The organism is Arthrobacter sp. PGP41 (assembly GCF_002953935.1).
In the GTDB taxonomy this organism is placed as follows: domain Bacteria; phylum Actinomycetota; class Actinomycetes; order Actinomycetales; family Micrococcaceae; genus Arthrobacter.
The window spans coordinates 4,138,015-4,154,275 of record NZ_CP026514.1 but is presented as its reverse complement, the minus strand read 5'-3'; the positions used below and the strand labels follow the sequence as shown (position 1 = coordinate 4,154,275).

Sequence of the window (16,261 nt, the reverse complement as noted above, 5' to 3'; positions counted from 1 at the left end):
ACTTGTCCACATAGCCGGCGACGGCTCTTCAGTCCGGAGCGGCCGCTCCGTAGCGTCCGGAGTGGAAAGGCAGTTCCCGGATAGGGCCGGGGAGTTTTCGGATGCAACAGGCAAAGGTGTGGTGGAAGGGCAATGGGCAGAGACTTGGCGGGCGCTGACCTGCAGGCCGGCATGATCCGTGTTTCCCAGGTGGACCAGTTGGCCGATCGCTTGGCGGTCTGCCTGGTCCGGGCAGAGGAAGTCCTGGCCGGATTCAGGGACATCCAGTTGCTGCAATGGGAGTCGCCGGCCGGCCGAGCATACCGGGATTCCGTGTCATTGCAGGCTGTCGCCCTTCGCCGTTCCCTTGAATCCTTGACTGAGGCAAAGGCAGCTGTGGCCAGGCACAGCCAGGAGACCTTGGCGGCGGCCTGCTCCTACAGCGGCAGGCCCTGATGGCCGAGGCCACGCCTTCGGGCAGCGGCGGGCCCATCCGGGTCTCCGGCCCAGCGGACCATGGCACCCTGGCGATCCGGGGAGGCGTGGGCGGTATCAGCTTCCAGCTCGAGGAGCTTACGGGCGGCGCCGAAAAACTGGATGACCTGGCAGGCAGGCTTGCCGGGATCGAGGTTGAGGTCCGCCGCGTCTGGGAGGACCTCGCTCCATTCCAGGATCTGCCCCGGTGGACGGGAACCATGGCCCTGAATGCGGTGGGTGGGGCTGGGCGGAGCGTCCAGGTGGTCCGGACCGAACTGCAGAGCATCAGCAGCCAGGTCCGGGCCTGCAAGCACGACTACGAAATGGCGGAGCGGCTGGCAGGCGCTGCCCGCGGTCTTGGAGTTCCAAACGTCGAAGGAGAGCTGCAACGCCACGCGGACTTCTGGCGGACAGGGTTTCTCAGCCGAAGCGCCACCGAGAACGTCATCGGCAATGCCGCCTTTGTCTCCCCCTTCCTCAAGGCGCTGGCGGATGTCGTGATTCCAGCACTAAAGCCTCGCCCGTTGGCAGTCACCAGGGAGGAAAGTATTCCGATTGTCCTGGACCCTTCTCCGTCAGGCCTGCTGGAACGTGTCCGGGTAATTGATGAACGCGGAGCCGGCTATATCGAGGTCATCGAAGTTGATGGCGGCGGGCGTAGAGCCTATGTGGTGGTGATCCCGGGGACCCAGCTGCGTGACGCTGCGGGGGGCGCAAATCCCTTTGACCTGGACGGCATAGTCGAAGGCGTGGGAGACAGCTCGGAAAGTGTCAACAAGGCTGTTCGGGAAGCCCTTGAAGCAGCCGGCGCCAGGAAGGGTGACCCTATAGTGGGCGTCGGTTACAGCCAAGGGGGCATCCACGCGATGAACCTGGCAGCAAGCGGCGCCTTCCTGGAGGAATACGACCTCAGGTACGTCCTGACCGCGGGATCGCCCGTCGCCCACATTGCATCAAAGCCGGACGTCAGCAGCCTCCACCTTGAGCACCGGACGGACTGGGTCCCCGGGGCCGACGGCGCACCAAACCCGGACGCCAGAAACCGGGTCACGGTCACCATGACCAATGACTTGTACGTTCAGACGGGGGAGGATGCAGGCATAGGTCCGGGCCATCAGCTAAGCAGCTACCAAAACGGTGCCCGGCTCGTGGCACAAAGCCGCGACCCTTCGCTGGTGGAGTCCACCGCGGCGCTGGGCGCCATACTCGGGACGGGAGGCACCGCTACGGCCACGCGGTTTTCCCTGTCGAGGACAAGGGCCCCCGCACCTGCCGCGGCCTCCGCTGATTGGCACAAACCGGGACGTGGTTATGCAGGACGCTAGGCCCGGGCGAGGCCGGACAGCGAAGTGCCCGCTTACCGGCGGACGCCCACAAGCCGGCCGGCCACCAGCGAGATCAGGGTGATGATGATGGCCGCGAGCACTGCCGTCCAGAAAAACGAATCAATGGTGAAGTGGACCGGCGTGAAGCTGCTGATCCACGACGTCACATACAGCATCGCGGCGCTGATGACGATGGTGAAGAGGCCCAGCGTCAGGATGGTGATTGGGAGGGACAGGAAGCTCACTAAGGGGCGGATGAACGCATTGACTAATCCGAAGATCAGGCCGATGAACAGGTACGCCAGGATGGTTCCCGCCACGTCCGTTCCCTCTGCCACGCCGGTCTTGGCTACTGCGTCCGTTGTAGCAGATGTGGTGATATCCAGGCCGGGAAGAACCCAGCTGGCAATCCACAATGCCAATGCGTTGATGAGGACCCGGCCAATGAATGAACGCATGGTCCTATGCTGTCACAGCGCCAGCGTGGGCGCGGCACCCACAAACGAAAACGCCCGGTGGTGCGGATGTCCACACAACCGGGCTTTCGTGGTGGCCCATGCCGAGTGGTCCTTTTTAGCGCACCAGGCCGTTCGGCTTCCGTGCCACCGAAACGTCGGCGACGATTGGCAGATGGTCGGATGCGGCGCTGCTGATGACCTCTGCGGAACGGGGCCGGATATCACCGTGGCCGAGGATGTAGTCGATCCTACGGTCAGGATTCTCCACGGGCATCGTGTAGGCCTGGTCCTGGCCGAGCGCAGCAAAAACGTCCGTGAAGCGTGTCATGAGCTGCTGCATCTCGGTGGAGGCCGGAACGGCGTTCAGGTCACCCACGAGCAACGAGGGCCGGTCGGATTCGGAGGTGATACCCAGGATTTCCTTGACCTGCAGTTGGCGCTGCTCGCTGCGGCGGTGGTCCAGGTGCGTGTTGTAAAAACCGATGTGGTTGCCCTCCACATTGATGACTGTTTCCAGCAGGCCCCTTTGCTCTGTCGGCTTCTCTGCATACTGGATGTTGGTCAGCAGGTGGTTCTGCGAACTGAGAATGGGGTATTTGCTGAGGACAGCCGTACCGTACTGCCGCCGGTCAGTACGTCCCGGCTCCGGATCGAGGTCCAGGTTCGCTGCGTATGCATAGTGCATGTCGAGACGCTCCGCCAGCCACGCCGCCTGGTCCTGGTAATTGCTGCGCGCGGACCAGTGCCTGTCCACTTCCTGGAGGCCGACGATCTGCGCTCCAGTGGATTCGATCTCCCTGGCAATCCGATCCAGGTCGAGCACGTCATCGCCGCTGGCACCATGGTGGATGTTGTAGGACATGACCCGGAGATCGCTCAGCCCGGTCGTTTTCACCTCCTCCTCCTCGGCGGCAATGGCAGGTGCGCCGGCACTGAGTACGCCGGCGACGGCCAGGGCGGCCGCGGAGAGCGTTGCGGCAAGCTTTCGCTTCATTTGAGGTTGTCTTTCTGCTTGGTCCTCGTGGGATCCCCAGCCCATCAGTGGCGGGTGACGCAGTGGTTAAGGGACGGTGAACCCAGCAGTGCCCGCAGGTGGGTGCCGCGAAGTAGGCTGGTCTGCATGACGTCATCTGAGACAGTGACGGGCGGTGTCCAGCCCCGTCCGGTGGTGGCCCGGCTACCCCGCTACGCCGCCGGAAAGCCCCCCGCGGCCGTTGACGGGCTGGCCAGCTACAAGCTGTCCTCGAACGAGAATCCGCTGCCCCCGCTTCCCGCAGTCCTGGATGCCATTGCGCACCAGGCCGACTTCAACCGTTATCCGGACCCGCTCAGCAGCAGGCTCCGCGGCGAGCTGTCCGCGTTCCTGGGCGTCCCTTCGGACGACATCGTCACGGGTGCGGGCAGCCTTGGCGCCCTGAACCAGCTCCTGGCCACTTTCGTGGGACGGAACGACGACGGCACGCCGGATGAAGTGATCTACGCCTGGCGGTCCTTTGAGGCGTACCCCATCAGTGTGGGCCTCTCCGGCGCTGAAGGCGTGCGCATCCCCGTCACCGCCGACGGCCGGCACGACCTCCCCGCGATGGCCGCCGCCGTGACGCCCCGGACCAAAATGGTCCTCCTCTGCACACCCAATAATCCAACCGGCCCAGCCCTTCGCGCAGCGGAAACCGAGGAATTCATCCGGCTCGTCCCACCTCACGTGGTGGTAGTAATTGACGAGGCCTACCAGGAGTTCGTGCGGGACGACGAAGCGGTGGATGGAATCGACATGTACCGCAGGTACCCCAACGTGGTGGTGCTCCGGACCTTCTCCAAGGCGCACGGGCTGGCCGGGCTACGGGTAGGCTACAGCGTGTCCAGCCCCGCGCTGACGCAGCACCTCAGGGTGGCCGCAACCCCCTTCGCCGTGTCGCAGATCGCTGAAAAGGCCGCAATTGTTTCGCTGCAGAACTTCCCCCAGGTTGTAGAAAGGGTACAAAGCCTGGTTGATGAGCGGGAGCGGGTCACTGCAGGACTCCGAAGCTTGGGGTGGGCCGTTCCCGATGCCCAGGGGAACTTTGTCTGGCTGAAACTGGGCGCCCACAGCGCCGAGTTCGCCGAGGCGGCCGGGGCAAAGGCGCTGTCCGTCCGCGCATTCCCGGGCGAAGGTGTCAGGGTGAGCATCGGTGAGGCCGAGGCGAACTCCCGGTTCCTCCAGCTGTGTGCGAACTATACAAACGCGCCACAGGGTTCCTAGCGCTTAACAAGTAGCTCTGCGGCTACCTACTGAAGATAAAGTTAGGATCAGTACAGCAATATATATGCCTCAAATGGAATCTATTCCTTTTGAGGCATATATCCCAGCGACATTGCACTGCATCCGCATGCGGCAAGCGAGGAGACGGTATGGGCACACATCTGCCTTCCACCGAGTTCGACGAAACAGCGGTAGACGACCAGCGCGAGGCTGATGCCGAGGCCGTCATGGGCGAGCCCCCGGCGCAGATGGTCCAGCTACTGGGCCCGGACGGAAAGCTTGGTTTGGACCCCGTCTTCACCGAGTACGCGCAGAAGATCACCCCTGAAGTCCTGCGCGGCCTCTATGCGGACATGGCGGCAATCCGCCGGTTTGACGTCGAGGCAACGGCACTGCAGCGCCAGGGGCAGCTGGCCCTCTGGGTCCCGCTGACCGGCCAGGAAGCTGCGCAGATCGGCTCCGGCAGGGCCAGCCAGCCGCAGGACTACATCTTCCCCACCTACCGCGAACACGGCGTGGCCCTGACCCGCAACGTGGACCTGGCCGAGCTCCTCCGGCAGTTCCGCGGAGTGTCAAACGGCGGCTGGAACCCGAAAGACACCAACTTCCACCTCTACACACTGGTCCTCGCAGCCCAGACGCTCCACGCCGTGGGCTACGCCATGGGGATCCAGCGCGACCAGAAGCTGGCAGCAGCAACGGGAGCCACCGGTGCAGGGGAGGACGCTGCCGTGATCGCCTACTTCGGCGACGGCGCCAGCTCCGAGGGCGACGTCCACGAGTCCATGGTTTTCGCTTCCTCGTACAACGCCCCGGTGGTGTTCTTCTGCCAGAACAACCACTGGGCCATTTCGGTGCCCACCAACGTCCAGACCCGTGTCCCCCTGTCCAACCGCGCCAAGGGGTACGGCTTCCCGGGCATCCGCGTGGACGGCAACGACGTGATAGCCGTCCATGCCGTCACGGAATGGGCTTTGGAGCACGCGCGCCAAGGCAAAGGCCCGGTCCTGATCGAGGCCTTCACCTACCGGGTGGGCGCGCACACCACCGCCGATGACCCCACCAAGTACCGCCAGTCGTCGGAAGAAGACGCCTGGCGGGCCAAGGACCCCCTGGCGCGCGTGGAGAAATACCTCCGCTCGGAAGGCCTGGCCGACGACGCCTTCTTCGCGAAGGTAAAGGCCGACGGCGATGAGCTTGCCGCCTACGTCCGGCGCACCACCCACGACCTCGAGACACCTGACATCCGCTCTGCCTTCGCCAATACCTACGCCGAAGCCCACCCCCTGGTGGCGGAGGAGCTTGCATGGTTTGAGGAATACAGCGCGGGGTTCGCGGCCGGTGAGCCTGGCGAAGAAACGGCGCAGGCAGCAGCAAAGGCAGGCCTCTGATGACCACCATGACTATTGCCAAGGCCATCAACGAAGGCCTCCGCGCAACCCTCACGCAAAACCCCAAATCACTGCTGATGGGTGAAGACATCGGGCCCCTGGGCGGGGTCTACAGGGTGACCGACGGACTGATCGGCGAGTTCGGCCCGGACCGCGTGGTGGATACCCCACTGGCCGAATCCGGGATCATCGGCACCGCCATCGGCCTGGCCCTGCGCGGGTACAGCCCCGTCTGCGAGATCCAGTTCGACGGGTTCGTCTTCCCCGGTTTCAACCAGATCACCACCCAGCTGGCCAAGATGCACGCCCGCAGCAACGGCAACCTCACGGTCCCGGTGGTCATCCGCATCCCGTACGGCGGCGGAATCGGTTCGGTTGAGCACCACTCGGAGTCCCCGGAGGCACTGTTCGCGCACACTGCAGGCCTGCGCATCATCACGCCGTCCAATGCGCATGACGCGTACTGGATGGTCCAGCAGGCCGTGGAGTGCCAGGATCCCGTCATCATTTTCGAGCCCAAGCGCCGGTACTGGCTCAAGGGCGAGGTGGACGTGCAGGCGCCGGGCCGGGCGGGCGATCCCTTCAAGGCCCACGTCCTCCGCAGCGGCACGGACGCAACTGTGGTTGCGTACGGCCCGCTGGTCCCGGTTGCCCTTGCCGCCGCCAACGCAGCGGAGGAGGACGGCCACAGCGTGGAGGTAATCGACCTCCGGTCCATCTCGCCGCTGGACTTCGATACCGTCACGGCCTCGGTGCAGAAGACCGGACGGCTGATCGTGGCACATGAGGCACCCACGTTCGGCGGCATCGGCGGTGAGATCGCGGCCAGGATCAGCGAGCGTGCCTTCCATTCACTGGAGGCCCCTGTGATCCGCGTCGGCGGATTCCACATGCCCTATCCGGTTGCCAAGGTGGAGGAAGACTACCTTCCGGACATTGACCGCATCCTGGAGGCGCTGGACCGCGCCCTCTCCTACTGAGGCTTTCCAACCGAGGACACCATGACTCTCAACAAGTTCAACCTGCCCGACGTCGGCGAGGGACTCACCGAGGCCGAAATCGTCTCCTGGAAGGTCAAGCCGGGCGACGCCGTCGCCATCAACGACGTCCTCTGCGAAATCGAAACGGCCAAGTCCCTCGTGGAATTGCCCTCCCCTTTTGCGGGAACCGTCACTGAACTGCTGGTCCCTGAAGGCGTGACCATCGACGTCGGCACCGCCATCATCAGCGTCAGCGATGATGTTGCCGGGGACCCGACCCCCGCGGATACCCGCGCCCCGGAGATGCCCGTGCAGCCGCTGTACGGCAAGCTTCCTGCCGGGGACGGGGCAGCGTCCGACGCCGGCACGCAGGACAGTGCCCTGGCCGGCGGTCCACTGGTGGGTTCGGGGCCCAAGGCCGACGCCGTGAAGCGCAGGCCGCGGAAGGCGTCGCCGGCTGCCGCCTTTACGGCGAACGCCCCCGAGGTTGAGCCTGTGCAGCCGCATTCGACGGCGGAAATCCAGGATGCGGCGGCGCCCGGCACCAGCCAGGACGCCGCCGCCGACAACCGCCCCACCCTGGGAGGCACCATCACAGGCCTCGTCAACCGCGTGCTGGCGAAGCCTCCGGTCCGCAAGATCGCCCGGGACCTGGGCATTGACCTGGCGGACGTGGTGGCAACCGGATCACGCGGCGAGGTCACGCGGGAGGACCTGGTCAGCTACCAGGCCCAGCGGGACGCGGAACTGGACAAGGCGGACGGGTTCTGGGGGAAGGCCGGCAAGCCGCAGGACCAGAGGATCGAACGGATTCCCGTCAAGGGCGTCCGGAAAGCCACGGCGAAGGCCATGGTGGATTCCGCGTTTGCGGCGCCGCACGTCAGTATTTTCGTCGACGTTGATGCCAGCCGCACCATGGAATTCGTCAAGCGGCTCAAGGCGTCCCGGGATTTTGAGGGCATCAAAGTCTCGCCGCTGCTTATCCTTGCCAAGGCCGTGATCTGGGCGGCAGCGCGGAACCCCAGCGTCAATGCCACGTGGGTGGACAACGCGGACGGAGCCGGCGGCGCCGAGATCCAGGTAAAGCACTACATGAACCTGGGCATTGCGGCGGCCACACCCCGCGGGCTAATGGTGCCGAACATCAAGAACGCCCAGGACCTGTCCCTGAAGGAACTGGCGCTTGCGCTCAACAACCTGGCCGTCACCGCCAGGGCCGGCAAAACCCAGCCCGCCGAGATGCAGGGCGGCACGCTCACCATCACCAACATCGGTGCCCTCGGGATTGATACCGGCACTCCCATCATCAATCCGGGCGAGGTTGCCATCGTTGCCTTCGGAACCATCAAGCAGAAGCCCTGGGTCCTGGACGGGGAAGTGATCCCGCGCTGGATCACGACGCTTGGCGGATCATTCGACCACCGCGTGGTTGACGGCGATCTCTCCGCCCGCTTTATGGCCGACGTCGCCGCCATCCTGGAGGAACCGGCGCTCCTCCTGGACTAGGACAGCACTGTGGCCGCCAACAGCAGCCGCGCCATCCGGCTGAAAAACCGGGTCGCGAGATGGCTGACGGAGGTGTTCCAGCCACCCGTGGTGGTGGGCATCCAGTTGCTGATCAGCCCCATGACGCAGCCGGGGTTCCCCGGAACCATTGGCTACGGAGCGCTGGCCGCCCTGTTTGTCTGTGTGCTCCCGCTGTTCCTGCTGCTCCTGCTTGTACGGATGGGGAAGGTGACGGACCACCACGTCAGCGACCGCCGGCAGCGTGCGCCTGTGCTGCTGATGGCGCTGGCCTGCATCCTGGCCGGGCTCCTGGTGCTGGACGCCGCGGGGGCGCCGCAAAGCGTGGTGGCAATGGTCCTTGCCGTGGTGGCGGGGGTGGTGGTGCTGGCGGCCGTTAGCCCGTTCTGGAAGATCAGCGGGCACGCGGCGGCGATGTCCTCTTCAGCCGTGATCGCCGTGCTCATGCTTGGGCCGGCGTGGCTTCCGCTACTGCTCCTGGTGCCCGCCGTGGGCTGGTCCCGTGTGGTGCTGCGCGCGCATTCCCGTGCACAGGTAATAGCCGGCTCGCTCTTTGGCGGCGTGGTGATGGGCGGGATCTGGTGGGCCCTCAAGGGCTGGATGGTGCCTTAGCCAAGCAACCCGGCAGGAGGTGGGTTCGCTCCTTAGTAGGAGGTGTACGCGGCGAATATTTCGAAAGCGGCAGGGTCTGCCGTGGTACCAAGAACCACTGCTGCACCCGTCATGAGTAAAGCCATGGCCGCTGCCATGCCGGCCCAGGCCGTAAGGAGCTTCCAGTCCTCCCGCAATACGCTGCCCACGGTCTCGGGATGCCTCAGGCCGGGAGCGATGAGGTTCGGCGCGCTGTCCACGCTGCCGTCGTCCAGCAAGGCAACTACCCGGTCATTGCTGCGGTCAACCCGCATGGAGCAGATGTGGTTGCCGTGGCGGGCCAGGAGGATGTCGTGGCCTGCGAGATGGCGGCGCTGGAGGGTAATCATCGGGGCCCCTTGATGGTGGTGGTAGTGGGTGTCCGCACCGTTGGGGGCTTATCCAATTTTATCGTCGGGGCAGCGCCGGAAGGGCGCTTTCGGGCGTGAGAACGGACACCATGCAGGGGCGTGGCTCCCGCATGGTGTCCGCGGAGCCTTGCTAGTCGGCGTCGTACGTGTTGGCGATGTATACGTCGCAGGGGGCGTTGTGGGCAACGCTGTTGGCTACGCTGCCAAGCACGCGGCCAATACCGTGCATCCTGCGGTTTCCCACCACGATGATCCGGGCTTCCATCCGCAGGGCCTCCTTGATGAGGGCGTCGGCCGGCCTGCCGCGGGCGGCGGAGTACGTCACCTTGATGTCCCTGCCCAGCGATTCTGCAACTGTCCGTGCCACGTGCTCGGCGGCATCGGCGTCGGACACGATCCACCGGTCACTGCCGCTGCCGAACACCTCGGTCTTGTCGCTGTCGAAGGCGGACACCACATGGAGGGAGGCTCCGAGGGCCGCGGCGAGGTCCCGCGCCGCTTCGGCTGCCTTCTTTGCCGTCCCGCTGCCGTCCACCCCTACAACGATGATTCCGCTCATGTGTGCTCCTTTGCTTGGTTTCAATGGCGCTGGTCAGGCCAAGGCTACAGCGCGGCGATGGCTTCCCGCAGCACCGGCGCCAGGCGGCGCACGCCTTCGGCGATGGCTTCCGGGGGCACGGCGCTGAAGGCCAGGCGCAGCTTGTTGGACGGTTCGTCCGACGGCGTGAAGGCGGCCCCCGGGATGAACACCACTCCGGCGTCGATCGCCTTGTGCAGCAGGGGATAAGTGTCCACTCCCTCCGGGAGGGTCACCCACACGAAGAAGCCGCCCTCGGGGCTGGTCCAGGTGGTTCCAGCCGGCATGTCCCGGGCCAGGGCGGCGAGCATGGCGGTGCAGCGTTCGGCGTACAGCTCGCGGTAGGTCTGGATCTGGCCCCTCCAGTCGTACTCGCGGAGGTACGCTGAGACCAGCATCTGGTTGAAGGCCGGCGGACACAGCGTCACGGCTTCGGCCGCCAGGTAGTACCGGCGCTGCAGGTGTTCGGGAACCAAGGCCCAGCCGATCCGCAGTCCGGGGGCGAAAATCTTGGAGAAGGAACCCATGTAGATGACGTCGTCCGGGTTTTCTGCGCGGAGCGGCTTCAGTGGCTCACCGCTGAAGCGGAGCAGGCCGTAGGGGTTGTCCTCGATCACCAGGATATTCGCGTTGCGGCATATGTCCACCACCTGCTGGCGCCGCTCCTTTGCGAGCGTTATCCCCGAGGGGTTGTTGAAGCTGGGGATGGTGTACAGGAACTTGATGTTTTTTCCGGCCGTTTGGAGCGCGGCAATACGCGCCTCCAGCAGTTCCGGCACCAGGCCGGACTGGTCCATCCCCACGGTTTCAACCTGCACCTGGTACGCCTCGAATGTGTTGAGTGCACCCACGTAGGTGGGATCCTCCACGAGAACCACGTCGCCCGGATTGCAGAAGACTTTGGTGGCCACATCCTGCGCGGACTGCGAACCGGCGGTGATCACCACGTTCTGCGGCAGGGCATCCAGGATGCCTTCGGCCGCCATCACCTCGCAGACCTGGGCGCGGAGCTCATCGGACCCTTGCCCGCTGCTGTACTGCAGTGCCGTTAGCCCGTCGTCCGCGATGATTTTGGCGGCTGTTGCGGCCAGCCGGTCCAGCGGCAGGGACTGCAGGTAGGGACTTCCGCCGGCGAGCGAGACAAGGCCCGGACGCATGGAGATGTCAAAGACATCCCTCACGGCTGACTGCCGGATATTCGCGGCCCGCTCTGAAAACAGTTCTTCATGGCGGTGGGCGGAGGTAGCCGCCCGCTCGATGGCATCAATGGCTTCGGCCGGCAGCGTCCCTGCTGCGGCGTCAAGTGTTTCGTGGCTCACACCATCAGGATAGCGCGAACTGTTGCCTAAAAAGCAACAATTGTATATCTGTGAGTCACGCCGGGAGTCGCCCTAGGCGCAAAGCGCCCTAGTCGAGCTCCAGGGCATCCGCCAGGGTCCGTCCGTTCACGTAGATCTCTGCCCTGACGGCGCCGGCGGCCGCCACGGCAGTTTGCGTGAGCTGAGCTTCCATGCGGGGCACATCGCACGTTCCCCCGGGCCGAAGGACCCCGGCGAGATACACCGTGACAGTGGTGCCGTCGAAGCTGCCCGAAAGGAACTTCAGCCGCGACCCGGACAGGGCGTTGTAGGCCTCCGGTTCATGCTTGGACAGCACGTCGCCGGGTGGGTCCAGCAGCGCGCCGATGGCAGCAGGAAGCGCCTCTTCGGCAGGGCTGGTGCGGGCTATGCCCACCAGGCTGTCATTGCAGCCGAAACGCACTCCGTTCCTGCCGCCGTCGTCCAGGAGCACGTAGTAAACGGTGACCGTGCCGGCCTTGGATTCGCCCTTTGCGGGGCCGGCGGGGAGCGAAGCTTCCGCTGGCCGGTCCCCGGGGGTACTGCCGGTTGCCGCGGGGGATGCACTCGGCGCGCCCGGCCCGGCAGCGAGGCCGGATGCGGTTTCGTCCGTGGGTGCGGCGGGGGTGGGCGGTACTTCCAACGGCGCGGAATCCTGGGGCCGCGGTGCGGGGGTGAGGGACTGCGGGGCTGCTGCCGGCGCGCTCCTGTTGAGTGCCTGCGGGACGGAAGACGCCCGGGTCGACTCCTGGGGGTCCTGGAGTGCACAGGCGCCGAGCCACAACGGAAGCGTGAGGCTGGCCGCTGCTGCTGCCCGCAGCCGTGCCCTGCGTTCTCCTGCATTCCACCTTGCTGGCATGCCTCCACCGCACTCCTTGTCCGGTCCGGTGGATTAACGTTACGGCCGGGGTTTTGGGACGGGAATGCCGGGAAGGTACCGGTTGGGATAAGAGTTGGTCACGGCCTTGCGGCTGGCGGCACCGCAGTCAGGACGCCGGCTGGCCCGGCCATTCCCTGCCAGCCCATGGATCGTAGTCCGCGATGAGGTCCTCCTGAGCCGGGCGCTCCGCCTCCGGGACATGCTGCAGGTTCACCCGCACCCGGTACCAGAGCGAACTCGATCCGCGCATCCCGTCCACCATGACGTCTGCGGGATGGAGGGCCTGGACAAGGCCGGCATGCCGGGATTTCCACTCCTCAAGGGCAGCCTGCGCCTCGGGTTTGGTCCTGGTCCGGGCCACTTCGATGAGCGGCATCACGGACTGCCGGCGGCCGGAGCCGTCCCCGGCCCGTGGCGCCTTCTCGGCGGTTCCCAGCTCGGCAGCAAGAGCCAGGAGTGCATCCAGGTTCCCCACGGCGTCGTCGATCCCCGCGTGGGGGTCGCCCATAGCAGCGAAGCGCCCGGGCACTGTAAGGACCGTGAACTCTTCGGGCCGGGCGGAGCGGACTTCATTCCACGCCAGCGGCGTGGAGACCCGGGCATCGGGGAGGGGCCGGACCGAGTAGGCCGATGCCACCGTGCGGTCTTTGGCGTTCTGGTTGAAGTCCACAAACACGCTCTCCCCGCGCTCCTCCTTCCACCATCGCGCGGTGGCCAGGCCCGGGGCGCGGCTTTCCACCTCGCGGGCGAGGGTCTCGGCGGCGAGCCGCACGTCACGGTAGGACCACTGCGGCGCGATGCGCACCAGGATGTGGAGCCCGCGCGATCCGCTGGTCTTTGGCCACCCCGCCAGGCCCACGTCATCGAGCACCTCCCTCGCCACATAGGCGACGTCGACGATCTGAGACCAGTCCACGCCCGGCATCGGATCGAGGTCCACGCGGAGCTCATCGGGGTGCTCCAGGTCCTCCGCGCGCACAGGGTGGGGGTTGAGGTCCAAGCACCCGAGATTAACCACCCAGGCCAGGCCTGCGGCGTCACGGATGACCGCCTCTTCGGCCGATGTCCCGGATGCGTAGTGCAGTGTTGCCGTGTCAATGAAGTCCGGGTGGTTCTCCGGCACGCGCTTCTGGAAGAACGGCTCGGCGCCGATGCCCTTGGGGAAACGCTTGAGGACCATCGGCCGCCCGCCTGCACCGCGCAGTGCGCCCTCCGCGACGGAAAGGTAATACTGCACCAGGTCCAGCTTCGTCAGCCCCGGTTCCGGGAACACCATCTTGTCGGGGCTTGAGATGCGGACCTCTGTCCCGGCGATTGTGAGGGTCTCGGCCGGGGTCTTCGACGGGCTCATGCCGTCACGCTAGCAACGATCGGATGGTGCGGCCAGAGCGGGCGCGGCCGCCGGGTTAAACAGAAGTGCCCGGCGCAGATCTCTGCACCGGGCACCGCGGAAGGCAGGCGGTTAAGCTGCGGGCCGGGCGGCCGCGAGGGCGTCGAACACACCCTTGATCTGCTCCACCACCTCTGCGTCGTCCTTCGGGTGGAGCTCAGCGAAGCGCACCATGGAGCCGGGCACGGCGAGCTTGACGTCCTCCAGGATCTGGGCGCCGGCGATGCCAGCAGCCTTGCGGGCCTCGTCCTGTGCCCAGACCCCGCCGTACTGGCCAAAGGCAGTTCCGACGACGGCGGTGGGCTTGCCGGCGAGGGCGCCGGCACCGAAGGGGCGGGACAGCCAGTCGATGGCGTTCTTCAGTGCGGCCGGCACCGTTCCGTTGTGCTCCGGAGTGACGAGCAGCAGCGTGTCCGCCCCATTGGCGGCGGCGCGGAGCGCGGCGGCTGCCTCGGGCACCTGGCCCTCCACATCGATGTCCTCGTTGTAGAACGGGATGTTGCCCAGGCTCTCGTGGATCACCACGTCCACCTGCTCCGGTGCGTTCAGCTGGATTGCCTCGGCCAGTTTCTGGTTGGTGGAGCCGGCGCGGAGGCTGCCGACGAGGGTAAGGACGGTGCTCTTGGTCATTGGAACTCCTGGATCGGGGCCGCGGGAGGGCCGCTGCCGTTTGAAAGCTGGGGCAGTTACTGCCTTCACCAGACTAAACGGACTGCGGTCCGCTTATTATTCCCGGGCCTTAGAATAGCTGGTGTGAGCTTCATCCCACTGCGGCCCGGGCTGACCCCGGAACCCTCCCCCGAACGCAGCGATGCTGCGCGGAACAGGGAGCGACTGCTGAAGGCTGCGCAGGAGCTTATTGAGGAATGCGGCGCCCAGGGCCTGACCATGGACCGGCTCGCTGAGCACGCCGGCGTGGGCAAAGGCACCGTCTTCCGCCGGTTCGGCAGCCGGGCCGGGCTGATGCTGACCCTCCTGAGTGAATCGGAGGCCGCCTTCCAGGCGCGTTTCCTTTTTGGGCCGCCGCCACTGGGGCCCGGCGCTCCCGGGCTGGAGCGGCTCATCGCGTTCGGTGCCGCAAGAATCGCCTACGTGATGGAGTTCGGCGAGCTCGTGCTCGCGGCGGAGAATGCAGCGCGGGGCCGCTTCGAAGCGCCTCCCGCGGCGCTCTGGCACCGCCATATCGAGGTGCTGCTCCAGGAAGAGGGATTCCAACCCGACCCCTGGCTGATGGCGGGATCCCTTAGCGCCACCCTTGACCCGGAGCGGCTGCTGACCTTGGTGAAAGTCCACGGCGTAGCCCCCGAACGGTTGGCGGCCTCATGGCGGGAGCTTGTCACACGGGTGGTCCGCGGCGCGTAGATTACGCCAGTTCCGGGCCGGCCGTCCAGTCACGCGAACTTCACAAACTTATTCATAACGATCTGATACGGGCGGGTAGCTTTCCGGGCGTCCGCCCGCATTTTCGCTCGGGGCCTGTGGTAGTTTCCTCTGGAATGTGACCCGCGACATAGTCCATCAGGACGTGGCCTGCCAAGGCTGCGGGAGGCCAGCTACCCGCTGGCGGAGGACCTGGTGAAGCGGCACAACCCCCGCTTAGCCGGGGATGACGGAAGGATCCAGCACGTGATTGTTGACAGGCCCAACACCCCGGCGCGCCAGTGGATACCGCTGTGCTCCTTCCCCCGGCCCGTGGCGGCGAAACGGAAATAACGCCCCATGTTCAGGTACCTCGCCAAGCGCGGCATCACGTACATCTTCATGATCTTCCTGACCACCTCGGCCGGATATTTCCTGGCGGTCAGCTCCCTGAAGCCCGCGCTGCTTGAACAGGAACGGATTCCCCGCCCAACCCCGGAGCAGGTGGCAAACTCCATGCGGCTGAAGGGCCTCGATCCCGATCTCAGCCCGTGGGAACGGTACGTCGAATGGCTCACCGCGATCGTGACCCGCTGGGACTGGGGCCGGAGCCCCAACGGCGCCTTCATCAACGCCGAGTTCGGGGACCGTGTCTGGATCTCCACGCGACTCTTCCTGGCCTCCATCATCCTCACCCTGGTGATCGGCGTGGCCCTGGGAGTCTACTCGGCCGCGCGCCAGTACAAGTTCCAGGACCGGGCCATCACGTCGTACAGCTACCTTGCCTACATCGTTCCCGCCCCGATTGCCTACTTCCTGGTGCAGCTGGGCGCCATCAATATCAACGAAACCGTGGGCGAGCGCATCTTCTTCGTCACCGGCATCTCCACCCCTGGCATAGAGCCTGGCTGGACCCAGTTCGTCGACATGCTGGCGCACTACGCGGTTCCCACGGTGGCCATCACGTTGGTGGGCTGGGGGTCCTACCAGATCGCCCAGCGCCAATACCTCCTGGACAACGTCAACGCGGACTTCGTCCGGACAGCCCGCGCCAAGGGGCTTACCCGCAACCAGGCGATCTCACGGCATGCACTGCGGGTCTCCTTCATTCCGGTGGCCCAAAGCATTGCCTTCACAATCCCGGCCATCTTTGCAGGCGGCTTCTTCGCTGAAAAGATCTTCGCGTGGCCAGGCGTGGGTTCGTGGAGCATCGACGCCATCTCGCTCCAGGACGTGAATGCCGCCACCGCCACCCTGGCGTACGGTTCGGTCATTTTCGCCCTCGGAGCCATACTGGCGGATTTCGCCACCACCCTTGTCGACCCGAGAGTGCGGGTGCAGTAG

The 16,261-nt window shown here is 65.6% G+C and carries 17 protein-coding genes; 9 read left to right on the top strand and 8 right to left on the bottom strand.

The features are described from left to right. Positions 1-132 precede the first annotated feature (132 nt). Together C3B78_RS19035 and C3B78_RS19030 are read left to right on the top strand one after the other, a co-directional pair. Positions 133-435 carry a hypothetical protein gene (locus tag C3B78_RS19035; protein ID WP_104999450.1) on the top strand — a complete coding sequence of 101 codons (303 nt, stop codon included), beginning with the start codon at positions 133-135 and terminating at the stop codon, positions 433-435. Continuing rightward, positions 435-1,781: a hypothetical protein gene (locus C3B78_RS19030; protein WP_104999449.1), complete on the top strand. Its 1,347-nt coding sequence runs from the start codon at positions 435-437 to the stop codon at positions 1,779-1,781. The genes C3B78_RS19035 and C3B78_RS19030 overlap by 1 nt, the downstream gene beginning before the upstream one ends. 32 nt (positions 1,782-1,813) lie before the next feature. On the opposite strand, the gene C3B78_RS19025 is transcribed toward C3B78_RS19030, so the two are convergent. Both C3B78_RS19025 and C3B78_RS19020 read right to left on the bottom strand, forming a co-directional pair. Continuing rightward, a complete protein-coding gene (locus C3B78_RS19025) occupies positions 1,814-2,239 on the bottom strand; it encodes a phage holin family protein (protein ID WP_104999448.1) in 426 nt (141 codons plus the stop codon). Positions 2,240-2,354: 115 nt separating this feature from the next. Continuing rightward, the gene (locus C3B78_RS19020; RefSeq protein WP_104999447.1) at positions 2,355-3,233 is read right to left on the bottom strand and encodes an endonuclease/exonuclease/phosphatase family protein; all 879 of its coding nucleotides are present in this window, start codon (positions 3,231-3,233) and stop codon (positions 2,355-2,357) included. A 126-nt stretch (positions 3,234-3,359) separates the two neighbouring features. On the opposite strand from C3B78_RS19020, the gene C3B78_RS19015 reads away from it, so the two are divergent. The 5 genes from C3B78_RS19015 to C3B78_RS18995 all read left to right on the top strand — a co-directional run bounded on the left by C3B78_RS19015 (position 3,360) and on the right by C3B78_RS18995 (position 8,985). Next, a complete protein-coding gene (locus C3B78_RS19015) occupies positions 3,360-4,478 on the top strand; it encodes a histidinol-phosphate transaminase (RefSeq protein ID WP_104999446.1) in 1,119 nt (372 codons plus the stop codon). A gap of 149 nt (positions 4,479-4,627) precedes the next feature. Continuing rightward, on the top strand, positions 4,628-5,869 hold the full coding sequence (gene pdhA / locus C3B78_RS19010) for a pyruvate dehydrogenase (acetyl-transferring) E1 component subunit alpha (RefSeq protein ID WP_104999445.1): 1,242 nt from the start codon (positions 4,628-4,630) through the stop codon (positions 5,867-5,869). Further along, positions 5,869-6,849: an alpha-ketoacid dehydrogenase subunit beta gene (locus tag C3B78_RS19005; protein WP_104999444.1), complete on the top strand. Its 981-nt coding sequence runs from the start codon at positions 5,869-5,871 to the stop codon at positions 6,847-6,849. The genes pdhA and C3B78_RS19005 overlap by 1 nt, the downstream gene beginning before the upstream one ends. A 21-nt stretch (positions 6,850-6,870) precedes the next feature. Further along, complete coding sequence (locus C3B78_RS19000) at positions 6,871-8,355, top strand: dihydrolipoamide acetyltransferase family protein (protein WP_104999443.1); 1,485 nt, start codon at positions 6,871-6,873, stop codon at positions 8,353-8,355. A gap of 9 nt (positions 8,356-8,364) precedes the next feature. Continuing rightward, positions 8,365-8,985, top strand: a complete 621-nt coding sequence (locus C3B78_RS18995; RefSeq protein ID WP_104999442.1) for a phosphatase PAP2 family protein — start codon at positions 8,365-8,367, stop codon at positions 8,983-8,985. Between the two features lie 32 nt (positions 8,986-9,017). On the opposite strand, the gene C3B78_RS18990 is transcribed toward C3B78_RS18995, so the two are convergent. From C3B78_RS18990 to C3B78_RS18965, 6 genes are all read right to left on the bottom strand, one after another. Next, entirely contained in the window at positions 9,018-9,353 is a 336-nt protein-coding gene (locus C3B78_RS18990) for a hypothetical protein (protein WP_104999441.1), read from the bottom strand. Positions 9,354-9,504: 151 nt separating this feature from the next. Then, positions 9,505-9,933, bottom strand: a complete 429-nt coding sequence (locus tag C3B78_RS18985; RefSeq protein ID WP_104999440.1) for a universal stress protein — start codon at positions 9,931-9,933, stop codon at positions 9,505-9,507. 44 nt (positions 9,934-9,977) lie between these two features. After that, entirely contained in the window at positions 9,978-11,270 is a 1,293-nt protein-coding gene (locus tag C3B78_RS18980; protein WP_104999439.1) for an aminotransferase-like domain-containing protein, read from the bottom strand. 88 nt (positions 11,271-11,358) lie between these two features. After that, positions 11,359-12,147, bottom strand: a complete 789-nt coding sequence (locus C3B78_RS20185) for a hypothetical protein (RefSeq protein ID WP_234005463.1) — start codon at positions 12,145-12,147, stop codon at positions 11,359-11,361. A gap of 127 nt (positions 12,148-12,274) precedes the next feature. Further along, on the bottom strand, positions 12,275-13,519 hold the full coding sequence (gene ligD, locus C3B78_RS18970) for a non-homologous end-joining DNA ligase (RefSeq protein WP_104999438.1): 1,245 nt from the start codon (positions 13,517-13,519) through the stop codon (positions 12,275-12,277). Positions 13,520-13,630: 111 nt separating this feature from the next. Further along, positions 13,631-14,188: an NAD(P)H-dependent oxidoreductase gene (locus tag C3B78_RS18965; RefSeq protein WP_104999437.1), complete on the bottom strand. Its 558-nt coding sequence runs from the start codon at positions 14,186-14,188 to the stop codon at positions 13,631-13,633. Positions 14,189-14,311: 123 nt separating this feature from the next. Between C3B78_RS18965 and C3B78_RS18960 the strand changes: the two genes are divergently transcribed. Both C3B78_RS18960 and C3B78_RS18955 read left to right on the top strand, forming a co-directional pair. Beyond that, positions 14,312-14,920, top strand: coding sequence for a TetR/AcrR family transcriptional regulator (locus tag C3B78_RS18960; RefSeq protein WP_104999436.1), 609 nt, complete (start codon positions 14,312-14,314; stop codon positions 14,918-14,920). Between the two features lie 357 nt (positions 14,921-15,277). Continuing rightward, a complete protein-coding gene (locus C3B78_RS18955) occupies positions 15,278-16,261 on the top strand; it encodes an ABC transporter permease (protein ID WP_104999435.1) in 984 nt (327 codons plus the stop codon).

Excerpts from the sequence above, each read along its gene's own strand:
- C3B78_RS19035 (WP_104999450.1), top strand. The coding sequence starts at position 133 with ATGGGCAGAGACTTGGCGGGCGCTGACCTGCAGGCCGGCATGATCCGT.
- C3B78_RS19030 (WP_104999449.1), top strand. The coding sequence starts at position 435 with ATGGCCGAGGCCACGCCTTCGGGCAGCGGCGGGCCCATCCGGGTCTCC.
- C3B78_RS19025 (WP_104999448.1), bottom strand. The coding sequence starts at position 2,239 with ATGCGTTCATTCATTGGCCGGGTCCTCATCAACGCATTGGCATTGTGG.
- C3B78_RS19020 (WP_104999447.1), bottom strand. The coding sequence starts at position 3,233 with ATGAAGCGAAAGCTTGCCGCAACGCTCTCCGCGGCCGCCCTGGCCGTC.
- C3B78_RS19015 (WP_104999446.1), top strand. The coding sequence starts at position 3,360 with ATGACGTCATCTGAGACAGTGACGGGCGGTGTCCAGCCCCGTCCGGTG.
- pdhA (WP_104999445.1), top strand. The coding sequence starts at position 4,628 with ATGGGCACACATCTGCCTTCCACCGAGTTCGACGAAACAGCGGTAGAC.
- C3B78_RS19005 (WP_104999444.1), top strand. The coding sequence starts at position 5,869 with ATGACCACCATGACTATTGCCAAGGCCATCAACGAAGGCCTCCGCGCA.
- C3B78_RS19000 (WP_104999443.1), top strand. The coding sequence starts at position 6,871 with ATGACTCTCAACAAGTTCAACCTGCCCGACGTCGGCGAGGGACTCACC.
- C3B78_RS18990 (WP_104999441.1), bottom strand. The coding sequence starts at position 9,353 with ATGATTACCCTCCAGCGCCGCCATCTCGCAGGCCACGACATCCTCCTG.
- C3B78_RS18985 (WP_104999440.1), bottom strand. The coding sequence starts at position 9,933 with ATGAGCGGAATCATCGTTGTAGGGGTGGACGGCAGCGGGACGGCAAAG.
- C3B78_RS20185 (WP_234005463.1), bottom strand. The coding sequence starts at position 12,147 with ATGCCAGCAAGGTGGAATGCAGGAGAACGCAGGGCACGGCTGCGGGCA.
- ligD (WP_104999438.1), bottom strand. The coding sequence starts at position 13,519 with ATGAGCCCGTCGAAGACCCCGGCCGAGACCCTCACAATCGCCGGGACA.
- C3B78_RS18965 (WP_104999437.1), bottom strand. The coding sequence starts at position 14,188 with ATGACCAAGAGCACCGTCCTTACCCTCGTCGGCAGCCTCCGCGCCGGC.
- C3B78_RS18955 (WP_104999435.1), top strand. The coding sequence starts at position 15,278 with ATGTTCAGGTACCTCGCCAAGCGCGGCATCACGTACATCTTCATGATC.